The organism is Pseudomonas sp. BN102 (assembly GCF_029871245.1).
Lineage (GTDB): Bacteria > Pseudomonadota > Gammaproteobacteria > Pseudomonadales > Pseudomonadaceae > Metapseudomonas.
In genome coordinates, this window is record NZ_SSON01000070.1 from 166,135 (window position 1) to 185,320 (window position 19,186).

At 65.2% G+C, this 19,186-nt stretch carries 16 protein-coding genes; 5 read left to right on the top strand and 11 right to left on the bottom strand.

From position 1 onward, the window contains the following. The first annotated feature begins 49 nt into the window (after window positions 1-49). The 3 genes from E8F12_RS16990 to sstT all read left to right on the top strand — a co-directional run bounded on the left by E8F12_RS16990 (window position 50) and on the right by sstT (window position 3,384). A complete protein-coding gene (locus tag E8F12_RS16990; protein WP_280326385.1) occupies window positions 50-1,213 on the top strand; it encodes an iron-containing alcohol dehydrogenase in 1,164 nt (387 codons plus the stop codon). An 81-nt stretch (window positions 1,214-1,294) separates the two neighbouring features. Next, on the top strand, window positions 1,295-1,732 hold the full coding sequence (locus E8F12_RS16995) for a thioesterase family protein (protein ID WP_280326386.1): 438 nt from the start codon (window positions 1,295-1,297) through the stop codon (window positions 1,730-1,732). 407 nt (window positions 1,733-2,139) lie between these two features. Continuing rightward, window positions 2,140-3,384: a serine/threonine transporter SstT gene (sstT, locus tag E8F12_RS17000; RefSeq protein ID WP_280326387.1), complete on the top strand. Its 1,245-nt coding sequence runs from the start codon at window positions 2,140-2,142 to the stop codon at window positions 3,382-3,384. A gap of 57 nt (window positions 3,385-3,441) precedes the next feature. Here the strand turns inward: sstT and E8F12_RS17005 are convergent, their stop codons facing one another. The 6 genes from E8F12_RS17005 to yrfG all read right to left on the bottom strand — a co-directional run bounded on the left by E8F12_RS17005 (window position 3,442) and on the right by yrfG (window position 9,764). After that, window positions 3,442-3,834, bottom strand: coding sequence for a hypothetical protein (locus tag E8F12_RS17005; protein WP_280291489.1), 393 nt, complete (start codon window positions 3,832-3,834; stop codon window positions 3,442-3,444). Between the two features lie 171 nt (window positions 3,835-4,005). Continuing rightward, on the bottom strand, window positions 4,006-4,491 hold the full coding sequence (locus E8F12_RS17010) for a hypothetical protein (protein ID WP_280326388.1): 486 nt from the start codon (window positions 4,489-4,491) through the stop codon (window positions 4,006-4,008). Between the two features lie 422 nt (window positions 4,492-4,913). Further along, window positions 4,914-7,235 carry an FdhF/YdeP family oxidoreductase gene (locus E8F12_RS17015; protein WP_280326389.1) on the bottom strand — a complete coding sequence of 774 codons (2,322 nt, stop codon included), beginning with the start codon at window positions 7,233-7,235 and terminating at the stop codon, window positions 4,914-4,916. Next, window positions 7,232-8,077 (bottom strand): formate dehydrogenase accessory sulfurtransferase FdhD, encoded by an 846-nt coding sequence (fdhD, locus tag E8F12_RS17020; protein ID WP_280326390.1) that lies wholly within the window; start codon window positions 8,075-8,077, stop codon window positions 7,232-7,234. Before fdhD ends, E8F12_RS17015 begins: the two co-directional genes overlap by 4 nt. Before the next feature lie 97 nt (window positions 8,078-8,174). After that, complete coding sequence (locus E8F12_RS17025) at window positions 8,175-9,071, bottom strand: LysR family transcriptional regulator (RefSeq protein WP_280326391.1); 897 nt, start codon at window positions 9,069-9,071, stop codon at window positions 8,175-8,177. Between the two features lie 30 nt (window positions 9,072-9,101). Then, window positions 9,102-9,764, bottom strand: a complete 663-nt coding sequence (gene yrfG, locus E8F12_RS17030; protein WP_280326392.1) for a GMP/IMP nucleotidase — start codon at window positions 9,762-9,764, stop codon at window positions 9,102-9,104. A 130-nt stretch (window positions 9,765-9,894) separates the two neighbouring features. On the opposite strand from yrfG, the gene nudE reads away from it, so the two are divergent. Further along, on the top strand, window positions 9,895-10,461 hold the full coding sequence (gene nudE / locus E8F12_RS17035; protein WP_280326393.1) for an ADP compounds hydrolase NudE: 567 nt from the start codon (window positions 9,895-9,897) through the stop codon (window positions 10,459-10,461). Continuing rightward, window positions 10,458-11,279: a 3'(2'),5'-bisphosphate nucleotidase CysQ gene (gene cysQ, locus E8F12_RS17040; protein WP_280326394.1), complete on the top strand. Its 822-nt coding sequence runs from the start codon at window positions 10,458-10,460 to the stop codon at window positions 11,277-11,279. Before nudE ends, cysQ begins: the two co-directional genes overlap by 4 nt. A gap of 205 nt (window positions 11,280-11,484) precedes the next feature. On the opposite strand, the gene E8F12_RS17045 is transcribed toward cysQ, so the two are convergent. The 5 genes from E8F12_RS17045 to arcD all read right to left on the bottom strand — a co-directional run bounded on the left by E8F12_RS17045 (window position 11,485) and on the right by arcD (window position 18,553). Beyond that, window positions 11,485-13,392, bottom strand: a complete 1,908-nt coding sequence (locus E8F12_RS17045) for a beta-ketoacyl synthase (RefSeq protein ID WP_280326395.1) — start codon at window positions 13,390-13,392, stop codon at window positions 11,485-11,487. A gap of 346 nt (window positions 13,393-13,738) precedes the next feature. After that, complete coding sequence (gene arcC, locus E8F12_RS17050) at window positions 13,739-14,671, bottom strand: carbamate kinase (RefSeq protein WP_280326396.1); 933 nt, start codon at window positions 14,669-14,671, stop codon at window positions 13,739-13,741. Window positions 14,672-14,743: 72 nt separating this feature from the next. Then, window positions 14,744-15,754 (bottom strand): ornithine carbamoyltransferase, encoded by a 1,011-nt coding sequence (locus E8F12_RS17055; RefSeq protein WP_280326397.1) that lies wholly within the window; start codon window positions 15,752-15,754, stop codon window positions 14,744-14,746. Between the two features lie 102 nt (window positions 15,755-15,856). Then, complete coding sequence (gene arcA, locus E8F12_RS17060) at window positions 15,857-17,107, bottom strand: arginine deiminase (protein WP_280326398.1); 1,251 nt, start codon at window positions 17,105-17,107, stop codon at window positions 15,857-15,859. A gap of 18 nt (window positions 17,108-17,125) precedes the next feature. After that, entirely contained in the window at window positions 17,126-18,553 is a 1,428-nt protein-coding gene (gene arcD / locus E8F12_RS17065; protein WP_280326399.1) for an arginine-ornithine antiporter, read from the bottom strand. Window positions 18,554-19,186: the final 633 nt, after the last annotated feature.

Sequence of the window (19,186 nt, forward strand, 5' to 3'; positions counted from 1 at the left end):
GCCCTCGCGGGAGCGGCGCGCCCCTACAACGACAACGCAGGACGCCCGGATGCAGCCCTTCAGCTTCGCCACCACCGCGCAGATCCTCTGCGAATCCGGTTCCGCCGTGCGCCTGGCCGAGCTCTGCCACGAACGCGGCGCCAGCCGGGTGCTGCTGGTCACCGACCCGGGCATTATCCGCCTCGGCCTGCTCGATCAGATCCTGCCGGGCTTCGCCGCCGCCGGCCTGACGGTGGCGGTTTACGATCAGGTCCAGGCCGATCCGCCGGAATCGGTGGTGCTGGAGGCCGTGGAGCTCGGGCGGACCCTGGGTGCCGAGTTGGTAGTGGGCTTCGGCGGCGGCAGCTCCATGGACGTGGCCAAGCTGGTGGCCCTGCTGGCGCACCCGGAGTGTCGCCAGGGGCTGGCGGACATCTATGGCGTGGGCAATGCCCGTGGCAGGCGACTGCCGCTGCTGCAGGTGCCGACTACCGCCGGCACCGGCTCGGAGGTGACGCCGATCGCCATCGTCACTACCGGCGAGACAACCAAGATGGGCGTGGTCTCACCGATGTTGCTGCCCGACCTGGCCCTGCTCGACGCCGACCTTACCCTCGGCCTGCCGGCGGCGGTCACCGCCGCCACCGGCATCGACGCCATGGTCCACGCCATCGAGGCCTACACCAGCAAGCTGAAGAAGAACCCGCTGTCCGACCTGCTGGCGCGCGAGGCGCTGCGCCTGCTGGCCGGCAACCTGGATGCGGTGGTGCACAACGGTCGCGACCGCGAAGCGCGGCAGGCGATGCTGCTGGGCGCCTGCCTGGCCGGCCAGGCCTTCGCCAACGCGCCGGTGGCGGCGGTGCATGCCCTGGCTTATCCGCTGGGTGGGCATTTCCACATTCCCCACGGCCTCTCCAACGCCCTGGTGCTGCCCCATGTGCTGGGATTCAATGCCGAGGTGGCGGCGCCGCTCTATGCGGAGCTGGCGCCCCTGGTGCTTGGGCGCAAACTGCGCCCGGGCAACGACGCCAGCCTGGCCGAGCAACTGATCGTCGAGCTGGCCGACTTCAGCCAACGCTGCGGACTGCCCACCCGGCTGCGCGAGGTCGGCGTGCCCGAGACCATGCTGGCGAGGTTGGCCAGCGATGCCATGTTGCAGCAGCGCCTGCTGGTGAATAATCCGCGCGAAGTCAGCGAACGGGACGCACTGGCCATCTACCAGGCGGCCTTCTGAGTGTCAGCCGGTGACCGTGTCTGGTGGATCGGTGAAGCGTGATCCACCCTACGCCAACCCTGAGTCGAACCAAGGAACCCCATGAGCCAACCCCAGCACCTGCGCGGTGACTACCGCCATTTCCAGCCCATCACCACGCGCTGGCACGACAACGATATCTACGGCCATGTGAACAACGTGGTCTATTACAGCTACTTCGACAGCGCGGTGAACGCCTACCTGATCGAGCGCGGCGGCCTGGATATCCACGAGGGCGGCGTAGTCGGTTTCGTGGTCAGTTCCTCCTGCGACTACTTCGCCTCCATCGCCTTCCCCGACCGTATCGAAGTCGGCCTGCGGCTGGGCACGCTGGGCAATAGCTCGGTGCAGTACGAACTGGCGATCTTCAAGCAGGGTGAAGAGGAGGCCTGCGCCGCCGGACGCTTCGTGCATGTCTTCGTCGACCGCGAGAGCAACCGGCCGGTGCCGATTCCCGAGACGCTACGCGGGGCGTTGGCGGAGTTGGTGGTAGAGGGCTGATCTGGTTCTTTCCCTGTGGGGGCGAATTCATTCGCTATGCAGACCGCAGGTCTGCCCGACTGACTCCCAGGGGGCAGCTTCGCTGCCCTTAGCGAATGAATTCGCCCCCACAGAGTCGTCCCCCCGCCATATGTAGCCTGTGGGCAACTTTCAGCATTTCGGCCCGAAATGGCCGGAATGGCGACATCCACGGGGCCAACGGTCCGCGCGCTCTACCCATATCGGGCGCGAATCAGCACAATGCGCGCCAAACCCGAACGTCCCGACCGGCTGCGAGGTGAATCACCGCGCGGCATGGTTATTTCTTTTCCGCTTGATCTGCGGCAGTGAAGGCGGGGTGTCATCGGGATTCAATTTCCACTCGGGGCCGGCCCGTCGTGCGGCCCGAACGTTCAGCGGTACCTTTCATGACCCATGCAAACGGCTCCATCCTGCAACGCTTGAAACGCACCAGCCTGGTGACCCGGATCATCATCGGCCTGCTCGCCGGCATCGCCCTGGCCCTGACCTCGCCCGAGTCTGCCAGCGCCGTCGGCCTGCTCGGCAAGCTCTTCGTCATGGCGCTCAAGGCCGTGGCGCCGGTGCTGGTGTTCGTCCTGGTGATCGCGGCCATCGCCAACCACAAGCCGGGCGAGCGTACCCATATCCGCCCGATCCTGTTCCTCTACCTGATTGGCACCTTCTCCGCCGCCGTGGTGGCCGTGCTGGCCTCCAGCCTGTTCCCCTCGACCATCGCCCTGTCGACCGGCGCCGCCGATCTGGCGCCGCCCGGCAATATCTCCGAAGTACTGCTGAGCCTGCTGGGCAGCGCCGTGGCCAACCCGGTGACCGCCCTGATGGAGGCCAACTTCATCGGTATCCTGGTCTGGGCCATCGGCCTGGGCATCGCCATCCGCCAGGGCAGCGAAACCACCCGCAACGTGTTCAGCGACCTGTCCCATGGTGTCTCTCTGATCGTCCGCGTGGTGATCAGCTTCGCCCCGCTGGGCATCTTCGGCCTGGTGGCCTCCACCCTCGCGGAGAACGGTATCGGCGTGCTGGCCGACTATGCCCATCTGCTGGCGGTGCTGTTGGGTTGCATGCTGTTCGTGGCGTTCGTGGTGAACCCGCTGATCGTGTTCTGGAAGATTCGCCGCAACCCCTATCCGCTGGTGCTGACCTGCCTGCGCGAAAGTGGCATCACCGCCTTCTTCACCCGCAGTTCGGCGGCGAACATCCCGGTCAACCTGCAGCTATCCGAAAAACTCGGCCTGCACGAGGACACCTACTCGGTATCCATTCCGCTGGGCGCCACCATCAACATGGCCGGTGCGGCCATCACGATCACCGTACTGACCCTGGCGGCGGTGAAGACCCTCGGCATCGCGGTCGACATCCCCACCGCCATCCTCCTCAGCGTGGTGGCCTCCATCTGCGCCTGTGGCGCGTCCGGCGTGGCCGGCGGTTCGCTGCTGCTGATCCCGCTGGCTTGCAGCCTGTTCGGCATTCCCAGCGAAGTGGCGATGCAGGTTGTGGCCGTGGGCTTCATCATCGGCATCCTCCAGGACGCCGCCGAGACCGCGCTGAACTCCTCCACCGATGTGCTCTTCACTGCGGCGGCCTGCATGGCCAGCGGCGACGTGATCGAGGCGCGCGCCGAACAGCTCGGCTGATCTGTTGCCCGCAACGAAAAAGCCCGGCAGATGCCGGGCTTTTTCATGGGCGCACACTTAGTCGTGGCGATGCTTGCGGTGGCGATGGCCGTCGCCCTTGCTCAGCTCGGTGGCGATGGCGCCACCGGCTGCGCCGCCCAGGCCCGCGCCGATGGCGGAGCCGGTGGAACCGCCCAGCGCGCGGCCGGCTACCGAGCCGCCTGCCGCACCCAGGCCACCGCCGATCGCAGCTTCGGTCTTGCGGCCGCTGCGCGCGGTCATGGCGCCACCGGCCGCACCACCCAGGCCGGCGCCGATGGCCGCGCCAGTGCTGCCGCCAACAGCGTTGCCAACGACGTTGCCAAGGACGCCGCCGAGGCCGCCGCCGATGGCGTTGTTGGTGGTCTCGCCGGCCACGACGGCTTGGGTCGCCAGAAGGCTAAGGGCGAGGGCGGTTACTGCTTTGCGCATCTTGCTAAATCTCCATTTCGAAGGGGAAGTCCATGGTGCCGCGGCGTCTCCGGGGCACCCATGACGCAGGTCAGAATTATGAGTTCGGGAGGGGAGCGTCTGTCGCTCGACCAGGCCTCAGCCCGCAGAAAAAGCCCGCTGGAAGCGGGCTTTTTCGGTTAGTGGCGCTGATCAATCATCGTCATGCCAGCGATGCTTGTGCTTGCGATGGCCCCAGGCATGGCCGCGGCCCGGATGGTCGCGGTAAGCGCGGCGGTAGTGGCGATGATCGTCGTCGTAGTCGTCATCGTCGTAGCGATTCCGGTCGCCGTATTCGTTGCCCAGCGCACCGCCGGCGCCGCCGCCGAGGGCTGCGCCGATCAGGCCGCCAGTGGTGCCGCCCATTTGTCTGCCGACGACTTGACCACCAGCCGCGCCCAGACCGCCGCCGATAGCGGCTTCAGTACGGTTGCGGCGCGGGGCAGCTACTGCACCGCCCGCTGCGCCGCCCACGCCGGCGCCGATGGCTGCACCGGTGCTGCCGCCGACAGCGTTGCCGACCACGGAACCCAGGACCCCGCCAAGCGCGCCGCCAACACCGGCTTCGGTATTGCCGCCTGCGAAGACGCTGCCGCTGGCCAGGCCAAGAGACAGAAGAAGGATCGAGGTGTACTTCATGATGAGGGTCGCCTCACTGGTTTTGGTGAGGCGATATTTACCGTAGGAATTAACTTACGCAAGTGCCGGGCGACGAAAAACACCGACTTTTCACATTTTTTTCACTTTCGTATTTACCGGCAGAACTTTTTTTGTCCGTCACAGTCTGAGCTCTATTCCAGCCCTCTCCAGTCCTGCCTTTCGCACTTTTTGACTGCTAGCAAAGTGCCCTGAAAGTTCCGTTTGCGTGGGAACTTTATATAGCGCTTGAAGCGATGTTTCAAATTGTTTCGCAGAATTAAAGTTCGTCGAAACAAAGTTCCCTTATTTCCATTGGAAGTTTATTGCCGCCATTGCGCCTATGTAGGGTGCGCCGTGCGCACCGGAAACTCCGCGCAGGATTCCCGGTGCGCGCAGCGCACCCTACGGGGCGAGCCGCATCCTCAAAGGATGCGGCCGTTGTCGCGGGAGGCTTCGAGGCGGATGGCCACGAATTTCGAGGTGGGCGTGTAGCTGCCGTCGCCGTAGCTTTCCAGGGGCACCAGGGGGTTGGTTTCCGGGTAGTAGGCGGCGGCCTGTCCGGCGGGAATATCGAAGGCCAGCAGGCTGAAGCCGGAAACCCGGCGTTCCACGCCATCGTCCCAGAGCGTCACCATGTCCACCTTCTGCCCTGGCTCGAAGCCCAGGCGGCGGATGTCCGCCTCGTTGGCGAAGACCACCTCGCGCTGGCCGCGCACGCCGCGGTAGCGATCGTCCAGGCTGTAGATGGTGGTGTTGTACTGGTCGTGGGAGCGCAGTGTCTGGAGGATCAGATGCGGCGTCTCGCCGGTGCTGCGGACCTTCTCGTGGAGCAGATCCGCTGGCAGCGGGCTGGCCGTGAAGTTGGCGCGGCCGCTGGAGGTACTCCACTGCCGGACGTTGGCCGTGTTGCCCAGGTAGAAGCCGCCCGGGTTCTGTACACGTTGATTGAAGTCCTGGAAGCCGGGGATGGTGTCGGCGATCAGTTCGCGGATGCGGCCGTAGTTGGCAACCATGGCGTCCCAATCCACCGGGCGATCGCCCAGGGTGGCCTTGGCGATGCCGGCGATGATGGCCGGTTCCGAGCGCATCTCGCGGGAGGACGGCTCCAGCTGGCCATAGGACGCATGGATCATGCTGAACGAGTCTTCCACCGTCACCGCCTGCGGCCCTTCGGCCTGGCGGTCGATATCGGTGCGGCCAAGACAGGGCAGGATCAGCGCCTCGCGGCCGGTGGTCAGATGGCTGCGGTTGAGCTTGGTGCTGATCTGCACGGTCAGTTCGCAGTTCTGCAGCGCGGCGTGGGTGCGCGGGCTGTCCGGCGTGGCCTGGGCGAAGTTGCCGCCGAGGCCGATGAAGACCTTGGCCTGGCCTTCGAGCATGGCGTTGATTGCCTCTACCGTGTTGTGGCCGTTCTGCCGCGGGACCTTGAACCGGAAGCGCCGCTCCAGGGCATCCAGCAGCGCCGCCGGCGGCCGGTCATTGATGCCCATGGTGCGGTCGCCCTGCACGTTGCTGTGGCCGCGCACCGGGCAGAGGCCGGCGCCGGGGCGGCCGACGTTACCGCGCAGTAGTTGCAGGTTAACGATTTCCTGGATGGTCGGCACCGAGTGGCGATGCTGGGTGATGCCCATGGCCCAGCAGATGATCACGCTGCGGGCATCGCGGTAGATGCGTGCGGAGATCTCGATCTCGTCCAGGGTCAGGCCCGATTGCTGCTCGATCTGTTCCCAGGGCGTGGCATCCAGTTCCGCCAGGTAGGCGTCTACGCCCTCGGTGTGCTCGGCGATGAAGGCGTGGTCGAATACCGCTGGCTCGCCCTTTGCCTGGGCTTCCCGCTCCCACTGCAGGAGGAACTTGGCGATGCCGCGCAGGGCGGCCATGTCGCCACCCAGGGCCGGGCGGAAGAACGCGGTATTCAGCGGCCGCGAGCCGTTGCTGAGCATTTCCAGGGCGTGCTGCGGGTGCTGGAAACGCTCCAGGCCGCGCTCCTTGAGCGGGTTGAAACAGACCACCTGGGCACCGCGCTTCACCGCCTCGCGCAGAGGTTCGAGCATGCGCGGGTGGTTGGTGCCGGGGTTCTGACCCAGTACGAAGATGGCGTCAGCGTGTTCGAAGTCGTGGAAGGTCACGCTGCCCTTACCGACACCGATGCTCTGGCCCAGGGCCACGCCGCTGGCCTCGTGGCACATGTTCGAGCAGTCGGGGAAGTTGTTGGTGCCGAAGGCGCGGACGAACAGCTGGTAGAGGTAGGCCGCTTCGTTGCTCGCCCGGCCGGAGGTATAGAACTCCGCCTGGTGCGGGCTTTCCAGGCCGCGCAGGTGACGGGCAACCTGCGCGAAGGCGTGTTCCCAGCTGACCGGCACATAGTGGTCGGTCTGGCTGTCGTAGCGCATGGGCTGGGTCAGGCGGCCCTGGTACTCGAGCCAATAGTCGCTCTGCTCACGCAGTTGGCTGACGCTGTAGCGGGCGAAGAAGGCGGCATCCACCCGGCGCTTGGTGGCTTCCCAGTTGACCGCCTTGGCGCCGTTCTCGCAGAACTTGATGCGGCCGTCCTCGGGGGAGTCGCCCCAGGCGCAGCCGGGGCAGTCGAAGCCGCCGTTCTGATTGGTCTTGAGCAGGGCGCGGAGGTTCTTGAACGGCTGTTTGCTGTCCAGCCAGAAGCGGGTGACGCTTTTCAGCGCACCCCAGCCGGCCGCGGCGCCCTTGTAGGGTTTGTAGCTGGGGTGTACGGGTTGCAGGCTCATTGGCTCGGGGATTTCTCTTGCGGCGCCGGGCTGTAGACCCGTGGGGCGCTGTGATGGGGCAGGTGGATGAGGTTGAGATGGTGTCGGCGCGCCCATTCCACTGTCAGGGTGGTGGGGGCGGAGAGGCTGACCAGGGTGGACAGGCCGGCGCGCACCGCCTTGTGGATAAGTTCCAGGCTGCAGCGGCTGGTGACCACGGCGAATCCGGCACGGGGGTCGAGGCCTTCCCGCAGCAGGGCGCCGATCAGCTTGTCCAGGGCGTTGTGGCGGCCGATGTCTTCGCGGCACAGGCGCACCTCGCCGGCGGCGTCGACGAACAGCGCGGCATGCAGCGCGCCGCTGCGGCGGGCCAGTTCCTGGGCTTCGTTGATGCGCTGGCGCAGGTCGACGAAGTGCTCGGCGGGCGGTAGGCGCCCGGGTGTCAGGGAGCGCAGTTCGGGTAGCGCCTGTTCCAGGGCTTCGACGCCGCAGAGGCCGCAGCCGGTGGTGCCGGCCAGGTTGCGGCGCTGCTGCTTGAGAGACCAGAAGGCGCGGTTGCCGATGTCCACTTCGGCGTGCAGGGCGATGCCTTCGCCTTCGATCTGGATGTCATAGATCTCGTCGATGGACTGCACCACAGCGCTGGTCAGGCTGAAGCCGGCGACGAAATCCTCCAGGGCGCTGGGGGACACCATCATCACGGCGTAGCTGATGCCGTTATAGGAGATCGCCAGGGCGCATTCCTCGGCCAGCACGGCGTCTTCCACGTGGGCACCGGTATCCAGCTCGGCGAAGGCGTAGCCGGTGGGAGAGGAGGGGGTAGTGGCTGCGGCGAGGGGGCCACTGGTGTCTGGACGTGGCATGTTTCTGGCCCTGCGACGGATTGACTCAGTGCCATGCTAGGCCCGTCTGGGACGGGCGTCTAATCGCTATTCCCGATACGCTGATCGACGGCGTTTATCACGACGCCGGAGCCAGCCCCAGCAGGGCGCGCGCCTCGGTGAAGCAGGCATCCGCCAGCGCCGAGCGGGGGGCGCCGCGTCGCAGGATCAGGCCCAGGGGCGCCAGGGTGCGGGCGTCCTCTATGGGGGTCAGCGCCAGGTGTTCGGTGAAGTCATCGAGGCCGCTATCCAGGGGCATGATGGCGCAGCACAGGCCGGCGCTGACGGCCCGCAGCAGCTGGTGCACGGCGTCGGTTTCCAGGCGTGGCTGGGGTGACAGGCCGCGGCTGCGGAATCCGTGGTCGATGGATTGGCGGAAGTGCATGCCGCCTGACAACAGGCCCAGCGGCAGATCGATCAGGCTTTCCCAGGGCAGGGCCGGGGCGTCGAAGTTGAAGTGGCGGCGGTCGTGCAAGAGGCCCATGCGGGTCTGTGCCAGCTCCAGGCTCTCGAAGTGCTCACGGTCGAGGCGGTCCAGGTAGGACAGGCCGAGGTCCAGCTGGTTGCGCGCCAGGCCTTCGAGAATCTGCTCGGAGCTCAAGGAATACAGCTGGAAGCGCAGGCTCGGGTGCTCGCTGGAAAACGCCTCCACCAGGCGCATCGGATCGAAGCCGGCCAGCGGCACCACGCCCAGGCGCAGGGTACCCACCAGCTGGCCGCGGCAGGCGGCCGCCTCGGCATAGAGGCCGTCGTGGGCCGCCAGCAAGGTGCGCGCCCAGGCCAGCACGCGCAGGCCGGCATCGGTGAAGCCCTCGAAGCGCTGGCTGCGAATCACCAGTTCCAGGCCGAGCTCTTCCTCCAGGCTGCGCAGGCGCATGGACAGCGTCGGCTGGGTCACGTGGCAGCGCGCCGCGGCCTGGCCGAAGTGGCGGGTTTCCTCCAGGGCGACGAGGAACTTCAGTTGCTTGATGTCCATGGCGTTTCCTCTCGGCGTGCGGATGCCGGCTCAGATTCCCAGGATCAGTGTGCGGTAGCTGTCCACCGCGGCGAATTCCTCGGTGTCCTTCGGGCCCTTGCGGCTGTCCGGCTCGCGCACGGCCAGCAATTGCGCGACGCCGTACTGCCGGGCGCTGCGCAGGATCGGCAGGCTGTCGTCGATGAACAGGCTGCGCGCCGCATCGAAGCCGAAGTCCTCCTGCAGGGCCTGCCAGAACTGCTGGTCTTCCTTGGGGTAGCCGTAGTCGTGGGAGCTGATCAGGCGATCGAACCAGGGCGCCAGTTCGACCCGCTCCATCTTCAGCGACAGCGAGTCGCGATGGGCGTTGGTGATCAGCGCCACGCGCTTGCCGGCGCGGCGCAGGGCGGCGAGAAAGAGGTCGGCATCCGGGCGCAGGGCGATCAGGTGGGCCACTTCGCGCTTGAGGTCGCGGATCGACAATTTGAGTTCGCGGCTCCAGAAGTCCGTGCAGTACCAGTTGAGCTGGCCAGCGTTCTCACGGAACAGCGGCAGCAGTTCGGCGTCGGCCAGTTCACGGCTGATGCCGTGGTGCTCGGCATAGCGCTGCGGCAGGTACTCCATCCAGAAGTGATTGTCGAAGTGCAGGTCGAGCAGGGTGCCGTCCATGTCGAGCAGTACGGTGTCGATGTCGATCCAGGGCAGTTGGGGCATGGGCGGTGTCGGTCGATTTCCAGGGGGTGTCGCCATTGCATCGCTGGTCGTCGCTGGCATGCAATCTCCAGCGGGGACAACGGGCAAAGGCGGGGTATGATAACCCGCCGGTCATGCCAAGGAGTCCGTTATGCGTCAGAAGCCCACGGTGCTCGCTCGCGAGATAGTCGCCAGCAGCCGCCTGTTCCGTGTCGAGGAGCTGCAGTTGCGATTCGCCAATGGCGTTGAGCGCACCTACGAGCGTCTGGTGGGCAAAGGCTCCGGCTACGGCGCGGTGATGGTGGTGGCTATGGCCGATGCCGAGCACGTGTTGCTGGTGGAGGAGTACTGCGCCGGCACCGACGACTACCAGCTGTCCCTGCCCAAGGGACTGATCGAGCCGGGCGAGGATGTGCTTGCCGCCGCCAACCGTGAGCTTAAGGAGGAGGCCGGATTCGGTGCCCGCCAACTGGAGCACCTCACCGAGCTCTCGCTGTCCCCTGGCTACATGAGCCAGAAGATCCAGGTGGTCCTGGCCCGCGATCTCTATGAAGAGCGCCTGCCGGGCGACGAGCCCGAGCCGCTGCGGGTGGACCGCATCAGCCTGCGCGAGCTTTCGAGCCTCGCCCAGCACCAGCAATTCAGCGAAGGGCGCGCCCTGGCGGCGCTCTACCTGACCCGCGATATCCTGACCCAGCGTGGGGAGTACCCATCGTGAGCCATCCCTTGCTTCCTGCCGTGATCGACCTGGTTTGCCAGGCGGGTGATGTCATCCTGCCTTACTGGCGTGGCGAACTGGATGTCATCGAAAAGGCCGACACCTCGCCCGTGACCGCCGCCGACCTGGCCGCGCACAAGCTGCTGGCCGCCGGACTGGCGGCGCTGGATGCGAGCATCCCGGTGCTTTCCGAGGAAGCTGCGGACATTCCCCTGGGCGAGCGCGCCAACTGGCAGCGCTGGTGGCTGGTGGACCCGCTGGACGGCACCAAGGAATTCATTGCCGGCAGCGAGGAGTTCACCGTCAACGTGGCCCTGGTGGAAGCCGGGCGGGTGGTGTTCGGCGTGGTCGGCATGCCAGTGGGCGGGCGCTGCTACTACGGCGGTGCCGGGTTGGGTGCCTGGTGCCTGGATGTCGATGAGGACCCCCACGAGATCAGCGTGCGCATCGCCCCTGACGAAGCCTTTACCGTGGTCGCCAGCAAGCGCCATTCGAGTCCGGCCCAGGAGCGCCTGCTGGCCGGCTTGAACGAACGCTTCGGTGACCTGGCGCTGGCCAGTATCGGCAGCTCGCTGAAGTTCTGCCTGCTGGCCGAAGGCTCCGCCGACTGCTATCCGCGTCTGGCGCCCACCAGCCAATGGGACACCGCAGCCGCCCAGGGCGTGCTCGAAGGCGCCGGCGGCGAGGTGCTGGACCTGGCCGGCGAAGCCTTGACCTACGAGGCCCGCGAGCACTTCCTCAATCCTTCCTTCCTGGCCCTGCCGGTCGCCGCCGAGTGGCGGGCGGAGCTGATCCAGCTGGCGCGGGCGCTGGACTGAGCACAAGCAATGAAAAAGGGCCCCGAGGGGCCCTTTCTTGTAGGAGCGAATTCATCGGCGAAGCACCAGTAGGTTGGCGCTGAGCGGAGCGAAGCCCAACAAGGAGCGCGCAGCGCTCCCAACACGCCCAGCAGGCCGCTGTTGGGCTTCGCTCCGCTCAGCGCCAACCTACGAGAGCACAGCCGGCCCCAGACCTGCCAACGGGTCAGTCCAGCATATCGGCGAAGCGTTCGTCCTTCTTGTACAGCAGCGGCTTGGCGAAACCGGGCACCTGGATGCCCTCGCTGCTCAGCTCGATCAGCTGTTCGTCGATCAGGTCATTGCCGAAGTTGTAGATGATGTCGAACTCGCCGAGACGGGCGCGGCGATCGTATTCCTCGGCGTTGGCGCGGGTCTGCTCGCGCTTCGCGCTGTAGGCAGCGAAGGCGGCCTCGCCGTGGCGCTTGCGCAGCATCTTCTCCGCCAGGCGTGGCGAGATGACCACGCCGGTGGCGTTGTTGCCGCCGAAGCCCTTGGAATTGATGAAGCAGACATCCATCTGGCGTTCGCCCAGAGGCAGGTCGCGGGTTTCGATGGCGAGGTGCTGGCGGTGTACATCGTCGGCGACCCGGTCGATAGTCTTGATGCCTGGCAGGATGCCGTACTTGAAGGTGCCCAGGGCGGCGATCACCTGGTCGCCGCTGGCGGTGGCCAAGGAGTGGCCGACGTAGGCCTTGACCGCGGCAACCGGCCATTGCTCGATGCCGAAGGCGGCGGCGACGCGGTCCAGCAACTCGGACTCGGTGACGCGGTTGGCCGGTGTGCTGGAGCCGTGGGCATGGACGAAGCTGCGCTCACGCACGCCGTCGGCGCCGATCAGCTGGGAGGCGGCGGCCACGGCCTTGGCCAGCGTCAGGTAATTGCCCGGGCCGGGGGCCGAGATGGATTTCTTGAAACCGTCGGCATTGATGAAGACGTCGGTCACCGCGCCGTGGATGTCGGCGCCCAGCTCCAGGGCCAGGGCGTCGTCCATCAGCACCACGTACTGGCTGGATTCGGCCAGGGTGAAGCCGCAGTTCTCGCCGAAAGGCCGGCTGGCGCGGCGGAAGTCCACGTCCTCGCGGCCGCCGACCTGGCGCAAGCCTTCCTCGGTGGCCAGGGCGCCCATGGCGCCGTAGCCGTCGATGCATTCCTGGGTGATCGGCGCTTCGGCGTTGCCCACCAGGGCCACGCGGGCCTTGCCGCTGGCGATTTGCTCAATGGCCTTCTGCAGGTTGTAAAGGAAGGTGGCGCAGGCGCCGGTAACGCTGCCGGTGGTGCCGACGCTGCCCAGCACATAAGCGTTGATGAAGTCGGCCGGCATGGTGTTGAGGCCAAGCGGGCACTGCTTGGCGGTGACGCGGCCGCCCTTGAGGCGCGACTGCATCATGCCGCCGAAGCCGTTCTCGTCCAGCTGGCTCATGATGCTGCCAGAGAACACGGCGATCTCGTCGGGTTGCACGCGGTCGACGATGGTCTTCCAGGGCAGGCCGATGGAGCGGATGGCGTCGGTGGCGGCGACCACCGACATTTGCAGGCCGCGCGGGTGGAAGCGCGAGTTGTACAGCTCGCCCGGCTCGAAGCCGCCGGGCAGCTGGCCGGCGGACTTCACCGGCAGCTCGCGGTAGCTGTCGACCTTGAAGTCGCAAGCGCCGTGGATGGCCACGCGCACTTCGCCGTTGTCCAGGGCTTCCACCGACCAGTTGGCCGGCAGCGGCTCGGGCAGCTGCTTGCGCGAGGTGATGAAGCTCAGGGCCTGGCCGTCGCCCACCTGGGCGGTGAGGTTCTTCTGCCAGTGAGCGGCATCCACGTCCAGGTGCTGCTTGTCGATGCGGCGCACCAGGGTGGAGTCGAGGATCTGCGCGGCGAAGCGGGTTTCGATCGCGGCGAGCGTCAGGGCCTCGCCGTCGCCGTCGAGGTACTGGCCTTCGGCAACCGAGACCAGCTTCATCATCACGGCGAGGCCTGCCAGGGTTTCCTGGCGGGCCTGGGCGTCCAGGGTCTCGATCACGATACGGCGGAAGCCGTGGTGGAACGAGCTTCGCCCAGCCGCGTTGTAGCCGCCAAAACCCACAATCACTGGAAGTCGGGACATCTCTCGAAAACTCCTCAAAAAGACCATCTCATGCCGGCGGGCGGGCTTGGCGGCGGGGTGCCGCTCCAAAGAGGCGGCTTTATGCAGCGTCAAGCATCGCGGGCCAGGTGGCATGAGCCAGGTGGCAGCTCGAATTTAACGGGATGTCTACCTGACGAGGGGTATGACTATCAAGTCACGCCTTTGGTCATTCGGCGGGAGATTGGGGAGATGTTGCAAGGGAGAGAGGACCCTGTGGGGGCGATTTCAATCGCTGAGCAGACCGTAGGTCTGCCCTTCGGGCATTCAAGGGGCAGCTGCGCTGCCCTTGGCGAATGAATTCGCCCCCACAAGGTGAAGGGAGCGCTCAGCGGTACTGGATCCCCGCCGCGCTGGTGCTGACGCTGGTGCCGGCCTGGCCAAGGGCAATGGCTTCGATGTCCTTCAGCGCACCGATCACCGCGGGCTTGCCGGTCTTCTGGGCGAATTCGCTGGCGGCCTGCACCTTCGGCCCCATGGAGCCGGCGGCGAAGCCGAGGCGTTCCAGTTCGTCCGGGTGGGCCTGGGCGATGGCCTTCTGCGTCGGCTTGCCCCAGTCGATGTAAGCGGCGTCGACGTCAGTGGCGATCACCAGCAGGTCGGCTTCCAGCTGCTCGGCCAGCAGGGCCGAGCAGAGGTCCTTGTCGATCACCGCCTCGACGCCGGAGAGCTTCTTGCCCGACTCGTCATACATGGTCGGGATGCCGCCGCCGCCAGCGCAGATCACCACCGTGCCTTTCTCCAGCAGCCATTTCACCGGGCGGATCTCGAAGATGCGCTTGGGCCGTGGACTGGCCACGACACGGCGGAACTTGTCGCCATCGGGGGCGATGCTCCAGCCCTTTTCCTTGGCCAGGCGCTCGGCTTCTTCCTTGGGATAGACCGGGCCGATGGGCTTGGTGGGCTTCTGGAAGGCCGGGTCCGACGGGTCCACCTCGACCTGGGTCAGGATGGTGGCGAAGGGCACTTCGAAGGGCAGCAGGTTGCCCAGCTCCTGTTCGATCATGTAGCCGATCATGCCCTCCGTCTCGGCCCCGAGGACGTCCAGCGGATAGGGGTTCTTGGCGTCATAGGCGGCACCCTGCAGGGCCAGCAGGCCCACTTGCGGGCCGTTGCCGTGGGCGATCACCAGTTCGTTGCCTGGCGCCACCTTGGCGATCTGTTCGCAGGCGATGCGCACGTTCTCCCGCTGATTCTCAGCGGTCATGGCCTCGCCACGGCGCAGCAGCGCGTTGCCGCCCAATGCGATGACGATTCGCATAGTGATTTCCTCCTGAGGGGTGAAATGCGTCCCGGACCGGCGAACGCGTCGCGGTCCGGGGCGTATCGGGACTTACATGTCGGCGAGGGTCGAAACGAGGATCGCCTTGATGGTGTGCATGCGGTTTTCCGCTTGCTCGAAGGCGATGCAGTAGGGCGACTCGAACACGTCGTCGGTCACTTCGATGCCGTTCTTCAGGTTCGGGTACTGCTCGGCGATCTGCTTGCCGACCTTGGTTTCGCTGTTGTGGAAGGCGGGCAGGCAGTGCATGAACTTCACCCGCGGATTGCCAGCGGCCTTCATCATGTCCATGTTGACCTGATAAGGCAGCAGTTCCTTGATGCGCTCGCCCCAGGCTTCCACCGGCTCGCCCATGGAGACCCATACGTCGGTGTGGATGAAGTCCACGCCCTTGACCGCTTCCTTAGGATCTTCGGTGAGGGTGATGCGGGCGCCGCTTTCCTCGGCGAATTTCTTGCAGGCGGCGACGTGTTCGTCACTCGGCCACAGGGCCTTCGGTGCGGCGATGCGGACGTCCATGCCGAGCTTGGCGCCGATCAGCAGCAGGGAGTTACCCATGTTGTTGCGGGCGTCGCCCAGGTAGGCGTAGGAGATGTCGTGCAACGGCTTGTCGCTGTTCTCGCGCATGGTCAGCACGTCGGCGAGCATCTGGGTCGGGTGATATTCGTCGGTCAGGCCGTTGAAAACCGGTACGCCGGCAAACTTGGCCAGTTCTTCGACGATTTCCTGCTTGAAGCCACGGTACTCGATGGCGTCGTACATGCGGCCGAGCACCCGGGCGGTGTCCTTCATGCTCTCCTTGTGGCCGATCTGCGAGGAGGTCGGGTCGATGTAGGTGACGTTGGCGCCCTGGTCATAGGCGGCCACCTCGAAGGCGCAACGGGTGCGGGTGGAGGACTTCTCGAAGATCAGGGCGATGTTGTTGCCCTTGAGGTGCTGTTGCTCGGTGCCGCTGTACTTGGCGCGTTTCAGGTCGCGGGAGAGGTCCAGCAGGTAACGCAGCTCACGGGTGCTGTGGTGCATCAGGCTGAGCAGGTTACGGTTGTGCATGTTGAAGGCCATGATTCTTTCTCCTTGTGGGTAACTTGAAATCAGGCTCCGTCAGAACAGCTTGTGGCTGGCGGGGCAGGCGGCTCCGGGTGGGGAGCCGCCAGAGGTGTCAACTCAGTAATCGATCGGGTCGCGCAGGATCGGGCAGGTCATGCAGTGGCCGCCGCCACGGCCGCGGCCGAGTTCGCTGGCGCTGATGGTGACCACCTCGACGCCAGCCTTGCGCAGCAGGGTGTTGGTGTAGGTGTTGCGGTCATAGCCGACCACCACGCCGGGCTCCAGGCAGACCACGTTGTTGCCGTCATCCCACTGCTCGCGCTCGGCCTCGAAGGCGTCGCCACCGGTTTGCACCACGCGCAGTTCTTTGAGGTTGAGGGCCTCGGCGACCACCGAGATGAAGTCCTTCTCTTCGCGGCGGATGTCGATGCCGTAGGGACGGCTTTCATCCGGGCGCAGCACGAAGGGCACGATTTCCTTGACCACTTCCGGGAAGACGGTGACCAGGTCGCGGTCGCAGAAGGTGAAGACGGTGTCCAGGTGCATGGCGGCGCGGGACTTCGGCAGGCCAGCGACTACCACCTTCTGCACGGCGCCTTTGGCGAACAGCGATTGCGCCAGTTGGCCAATGGCCTGGCGGGACGTGCGCTCGCCCATGCCGATCAGTACCACACCGTTGCCGATGGGCATCACGTCGCCACCCTCGAGGGTGGACATGCCGTGGTCCTTGTCCGGATCGCCGTACCAGACCTCGAATTCGGCCTCGGTGAAGGTCGGGTGGAACTTGTAGATGGCGCTGGCCAGCAGGGTTTCCTGGCGACGGGCCGGCCAGTACATGGGGTTGAGGGTCACGCCGCCGTAGATCCAGCAGGTGGTGTCGCGGGTGAATTGGGTGTTGGGCAGCGGCGGCAGGATGAAGCTGGAGTGGCCCAGGTAGTCGCGGTACATCTTGATGGCGCTGACGCCTTCACTCTCCGGCAGGTCGGAACCGGCGACGCCGCCGATGAGGAACTCGGCGATCTTGCGCGGCTCCAGGCCTTCGATCCAGGAGCGGACTTCATTGACCAGGCCGACGCCGACCTGGTCATTGGTGATCTTGCGATCGAGGATCCATTTCAGCGCTTCCTTGTTCTGCACGATGTCGGTCAGCAGGTTGTGCATTTCCAGGACATCGATGCCGCGGTCGCGCATCTTGGTGACGAAGTCGAAGTGGTCGCGCTTGGCCTGGTTGACCCAGATGACGTCATCGAACAGCAGCTCGTCGCAGTTGTTGGGGGTCAGGCGCATGTGCGCGAGACCCGGCGAGCAGACCATTACCTTATGCAGTTTGCCGGCTTCCGAATGAACGCCGAGTTTGACTTTGGACATGGCAGGTCTCCTTACGAGTTACAGGGTCAGGAAGCCGTCGTAGAGCCCGTAGGCCGCCACGATCGCGCCGATGACCACGGCTGCGAATATCAGCTTCTCGACATTGGTGAATACCGGCTGGCCAACTTCCCGTTTGGCCTTGGCGAACAGAATCACGCCCGGTGCGTAGAGCAGGGCGGAGAGCAGCAGGTACTTCACGCCGCCGGCATAGATCAGCCAGACGGCATAGATCAGCGCGATGGCGGCGATGACCAGGTCCTTGTTGCGGTCGGATGCATCCTGCTCATAGCCCTCGCCGCGCAGGGGCAGCAGCACCGCGTAGGCAGCGGACCAGAGGTAGGGCACCAGGATCATCGAGGTCGCCAGGTAGATCAGCGACAGGTAGGTGCTGGCGCTGAACAGGGTGATGATCAGGAACAGCTGCACCATGGCATTGGTCAGCCAGAGGGCGTTGGCCGGAACCTGGTTGGCGTTCTCCTTGCGGATGAAGGCCGGCATGGTGTGGTCCTTGGCCGCGGCGAAGAGGATCTCGGCACAGAGCAGTACCCAGGAAAGCAGGGCGCCGATCAGGGAGATGACCAGACCGACGCTGATCAGCACGGCGCCCCACTGGCCGACCACGTGCTTGAGCACCGCCGCCATGGAGGGGTTCTGCAGTTTGGCCAGTTCCGGCTGGGTCATGATGCCGAGCGACAGCACGTTCACCAGCACCAGCAATAGCAGCACGATGATGAAGCCGAGGATGGTCGCCTTGCCCACGTCGCTGCGCTTCTCGGCGCGGGCGGAGAAGATGCTCGCGCCCTCGATGCCGATGAACACCCAGACGGTGACCAACATCATGTTGCGCACCTGGTTCATCACGCTGCCCAGCTCGATGTTTTTCGAGCCCCAGATGTCAGCGGTGAAGATGTCCAGCTTGAAGGCGAACAGGCAGATGAGGATGAACAGGAACAGCGGCACCACCTTGGCGATGGTGGTCACCAGGTTGATGAAGGCTGCTTCCTTGATGCCGCGCAGCACCAGGAAGTGCACGGCCCAGAGGACGATCGAGGCGCCGATGATGGCCGCCAGCGTGTTGCCCTCGCCGAAGATCGGGAAGAAATAGCCCAGGGTGCTGAACAGCAGCACGAAGTAGCCGACGTTGCCCAGCCAGGCGCTGATCCAGTAGCCCCAGGCCGAGGAGAAACCCATGTAGTCGCCGAAACCGGCCTTGGCGTAGGCGTATACCCCGCCGTCGAGGTTTGGCTTGCGATTGGCCAGGGTCTGGAAGACGAATGCCAGGGTGAGCATGCCCACCGCGGTAATGCCCCAGCCGATGAGAATTGCGCCGACGTCGGCACTCGCCGCCATGTTCTGCGGCAGTGAGAAAATGCCCCCGCCCACCATTGAACCGACAACTAGGGCGACCAGGGCGCCAAGTCGAAGTTTGTCGGAAGAATCTGACATATTGCACCTCCACCAGGAGTAGGAACTGTGCTTATTGAGCGCTTGGTCTAGCGACTGCGTTCTGATCCAGATCAATAGCTGGCTAATGAGTCATACGGACATTTTCCTTACTGTCGTAGAGGGAGGGATTACTGCAGATCGCCACCCGAAGGGAGCAAGATAGAGCGTTTGGCCAGCCATCCCGGGCAGCGCCTAATACACACTAGTCGGTTTTCTAGGGGCTTCAAGTTGCAACTTCCCGGCCCTGCTTCCTATGACGCATCACCATAATCCTTGGACGAAATGACCGATTTGTGTCGGATATTTCGCTATTTACGGGACGCTTTTCAGTAGGAAAGTTTTTAAGAATCAGGCAGTAAAAGGCCTATTCAAAACTCGGCAACTTGCCCTCGGACGAGAGCCGCTCGTCCGATATCCGGAACATGAATTGGCAGCCCGTAGGGTGCGCCGTGCGCACCACCGATCGGGCGCGGAATATCGGTGCGCGCAGCGCACCCTACGCGTGAGCTCGCGAGCGTCTCGTGATTTCCATGGGCATGAAAAAGCCCGGCACGGGGCCGGGCTTCGGGGCACCCGGCGGGTAGCCGGGTGGTGCCTCGGGGTGGTGCCCGATGGCGATCGATGGGAATGCCC

Coding starts and splice junctions, on each gene's coding strand:
- E8F12_RS17055 (WP_280326397.1), bottom strand. CDS start 15,754: ATGGCCTTCAACATGCACAACCGTAACCTGCTCAGCCTGATGCACCAC.
- E8F12_RS17025 (WP_280326391.1), bottom strand. CDS start 9,071: ATGGACATCAAGCAACTGAAGTTCCTCGTCGCCCTGGAGGAAACCCGC.
- arcC (WP_280326396.1), bottom strand. CDS start 14,671: ATGCGAATCGTCATCGCATTGGGCGGCAACGCGCTGCTGCGCCGTGGC.
- E8F12_RS16990 (WP_280326385.1), top strand. CDS start 50: ATGCAGCCCTTCAGCTTCGCCACCACCGCGCAGATCCTCTGCGAATCC.
- sstT (WP_280326387.1), top strand. CDS start 2,140: ATGACCCATGCAAACGGCTCCATCCTGCAACGCTTGAAACGCACCAGC.
- fdhD (WP_280326390.1), bottom strand. CDS start 8,077: ATGCCACGTCCAGACACCAGTGGCCCCCTCGCCGCAGCCACTACCCCC.
- yrfG (WP_280326392.1), bottom strand. CDS start 9,764: ATGCCCCAACTGCCCTGGATCGACATCGACACCGTACTGCTCGACATG.
- E8F12_RS17045 (WP_280326395.1), bottom strand. CDS start 13,392: ATGTCCCGACTTCCAGTGATTGTGGGTTTTGGCGGCTACAACGCGGCT.
- E8F12_RS17015 (WP_280326389.1), bottom strand. CDS start 7,235: ATGAGCCTGCAACCCGTACACCCCAGCTACAAACCCTACAAGGGCGCC.
- E8F12_RS16995 (WP_280326386.1), top strand. CDS start 1,295: ATGAGCCAACCCCAGCACCTGCGCGGTGACTACCGCCATTTCCAGCCC.
- arcA (WP_280326398.1), bottom strand. CDS start 17,107: ATGTCCAAAGTCAAACTCGGCGTTCATTCGGAAGCCGGCAAACTGCAT.
- E8F12_RS17005 (WP_280291489.1), bottom strand. CDS start 3,834: ATGCGCAAAGCAGTAACCGCCCTCGCCCTTAGCCTTCTGGCGACCCAA.
- arcD (WP_280326399.1), bottom strand. CDS start 18,553: ATGTCAGATTCTTCCGACAAACTTCGACTTGGCGCCCTGGTCGCCCTA.
- E8F12_RS17010 (WP_280326388.1), bottom strand. CDS start 4,491: ATGAAGTACACCTCGATCCTTCTTCTGTCTCTTGGCCTGGCCAGCGGC.
- nudE (WP_280326393.1), top strand. CDS start 9,895: ATGCGTCAGAAGCCCACGGTGCTCGCTCGCGAGATAGTCGCCAGCAGC.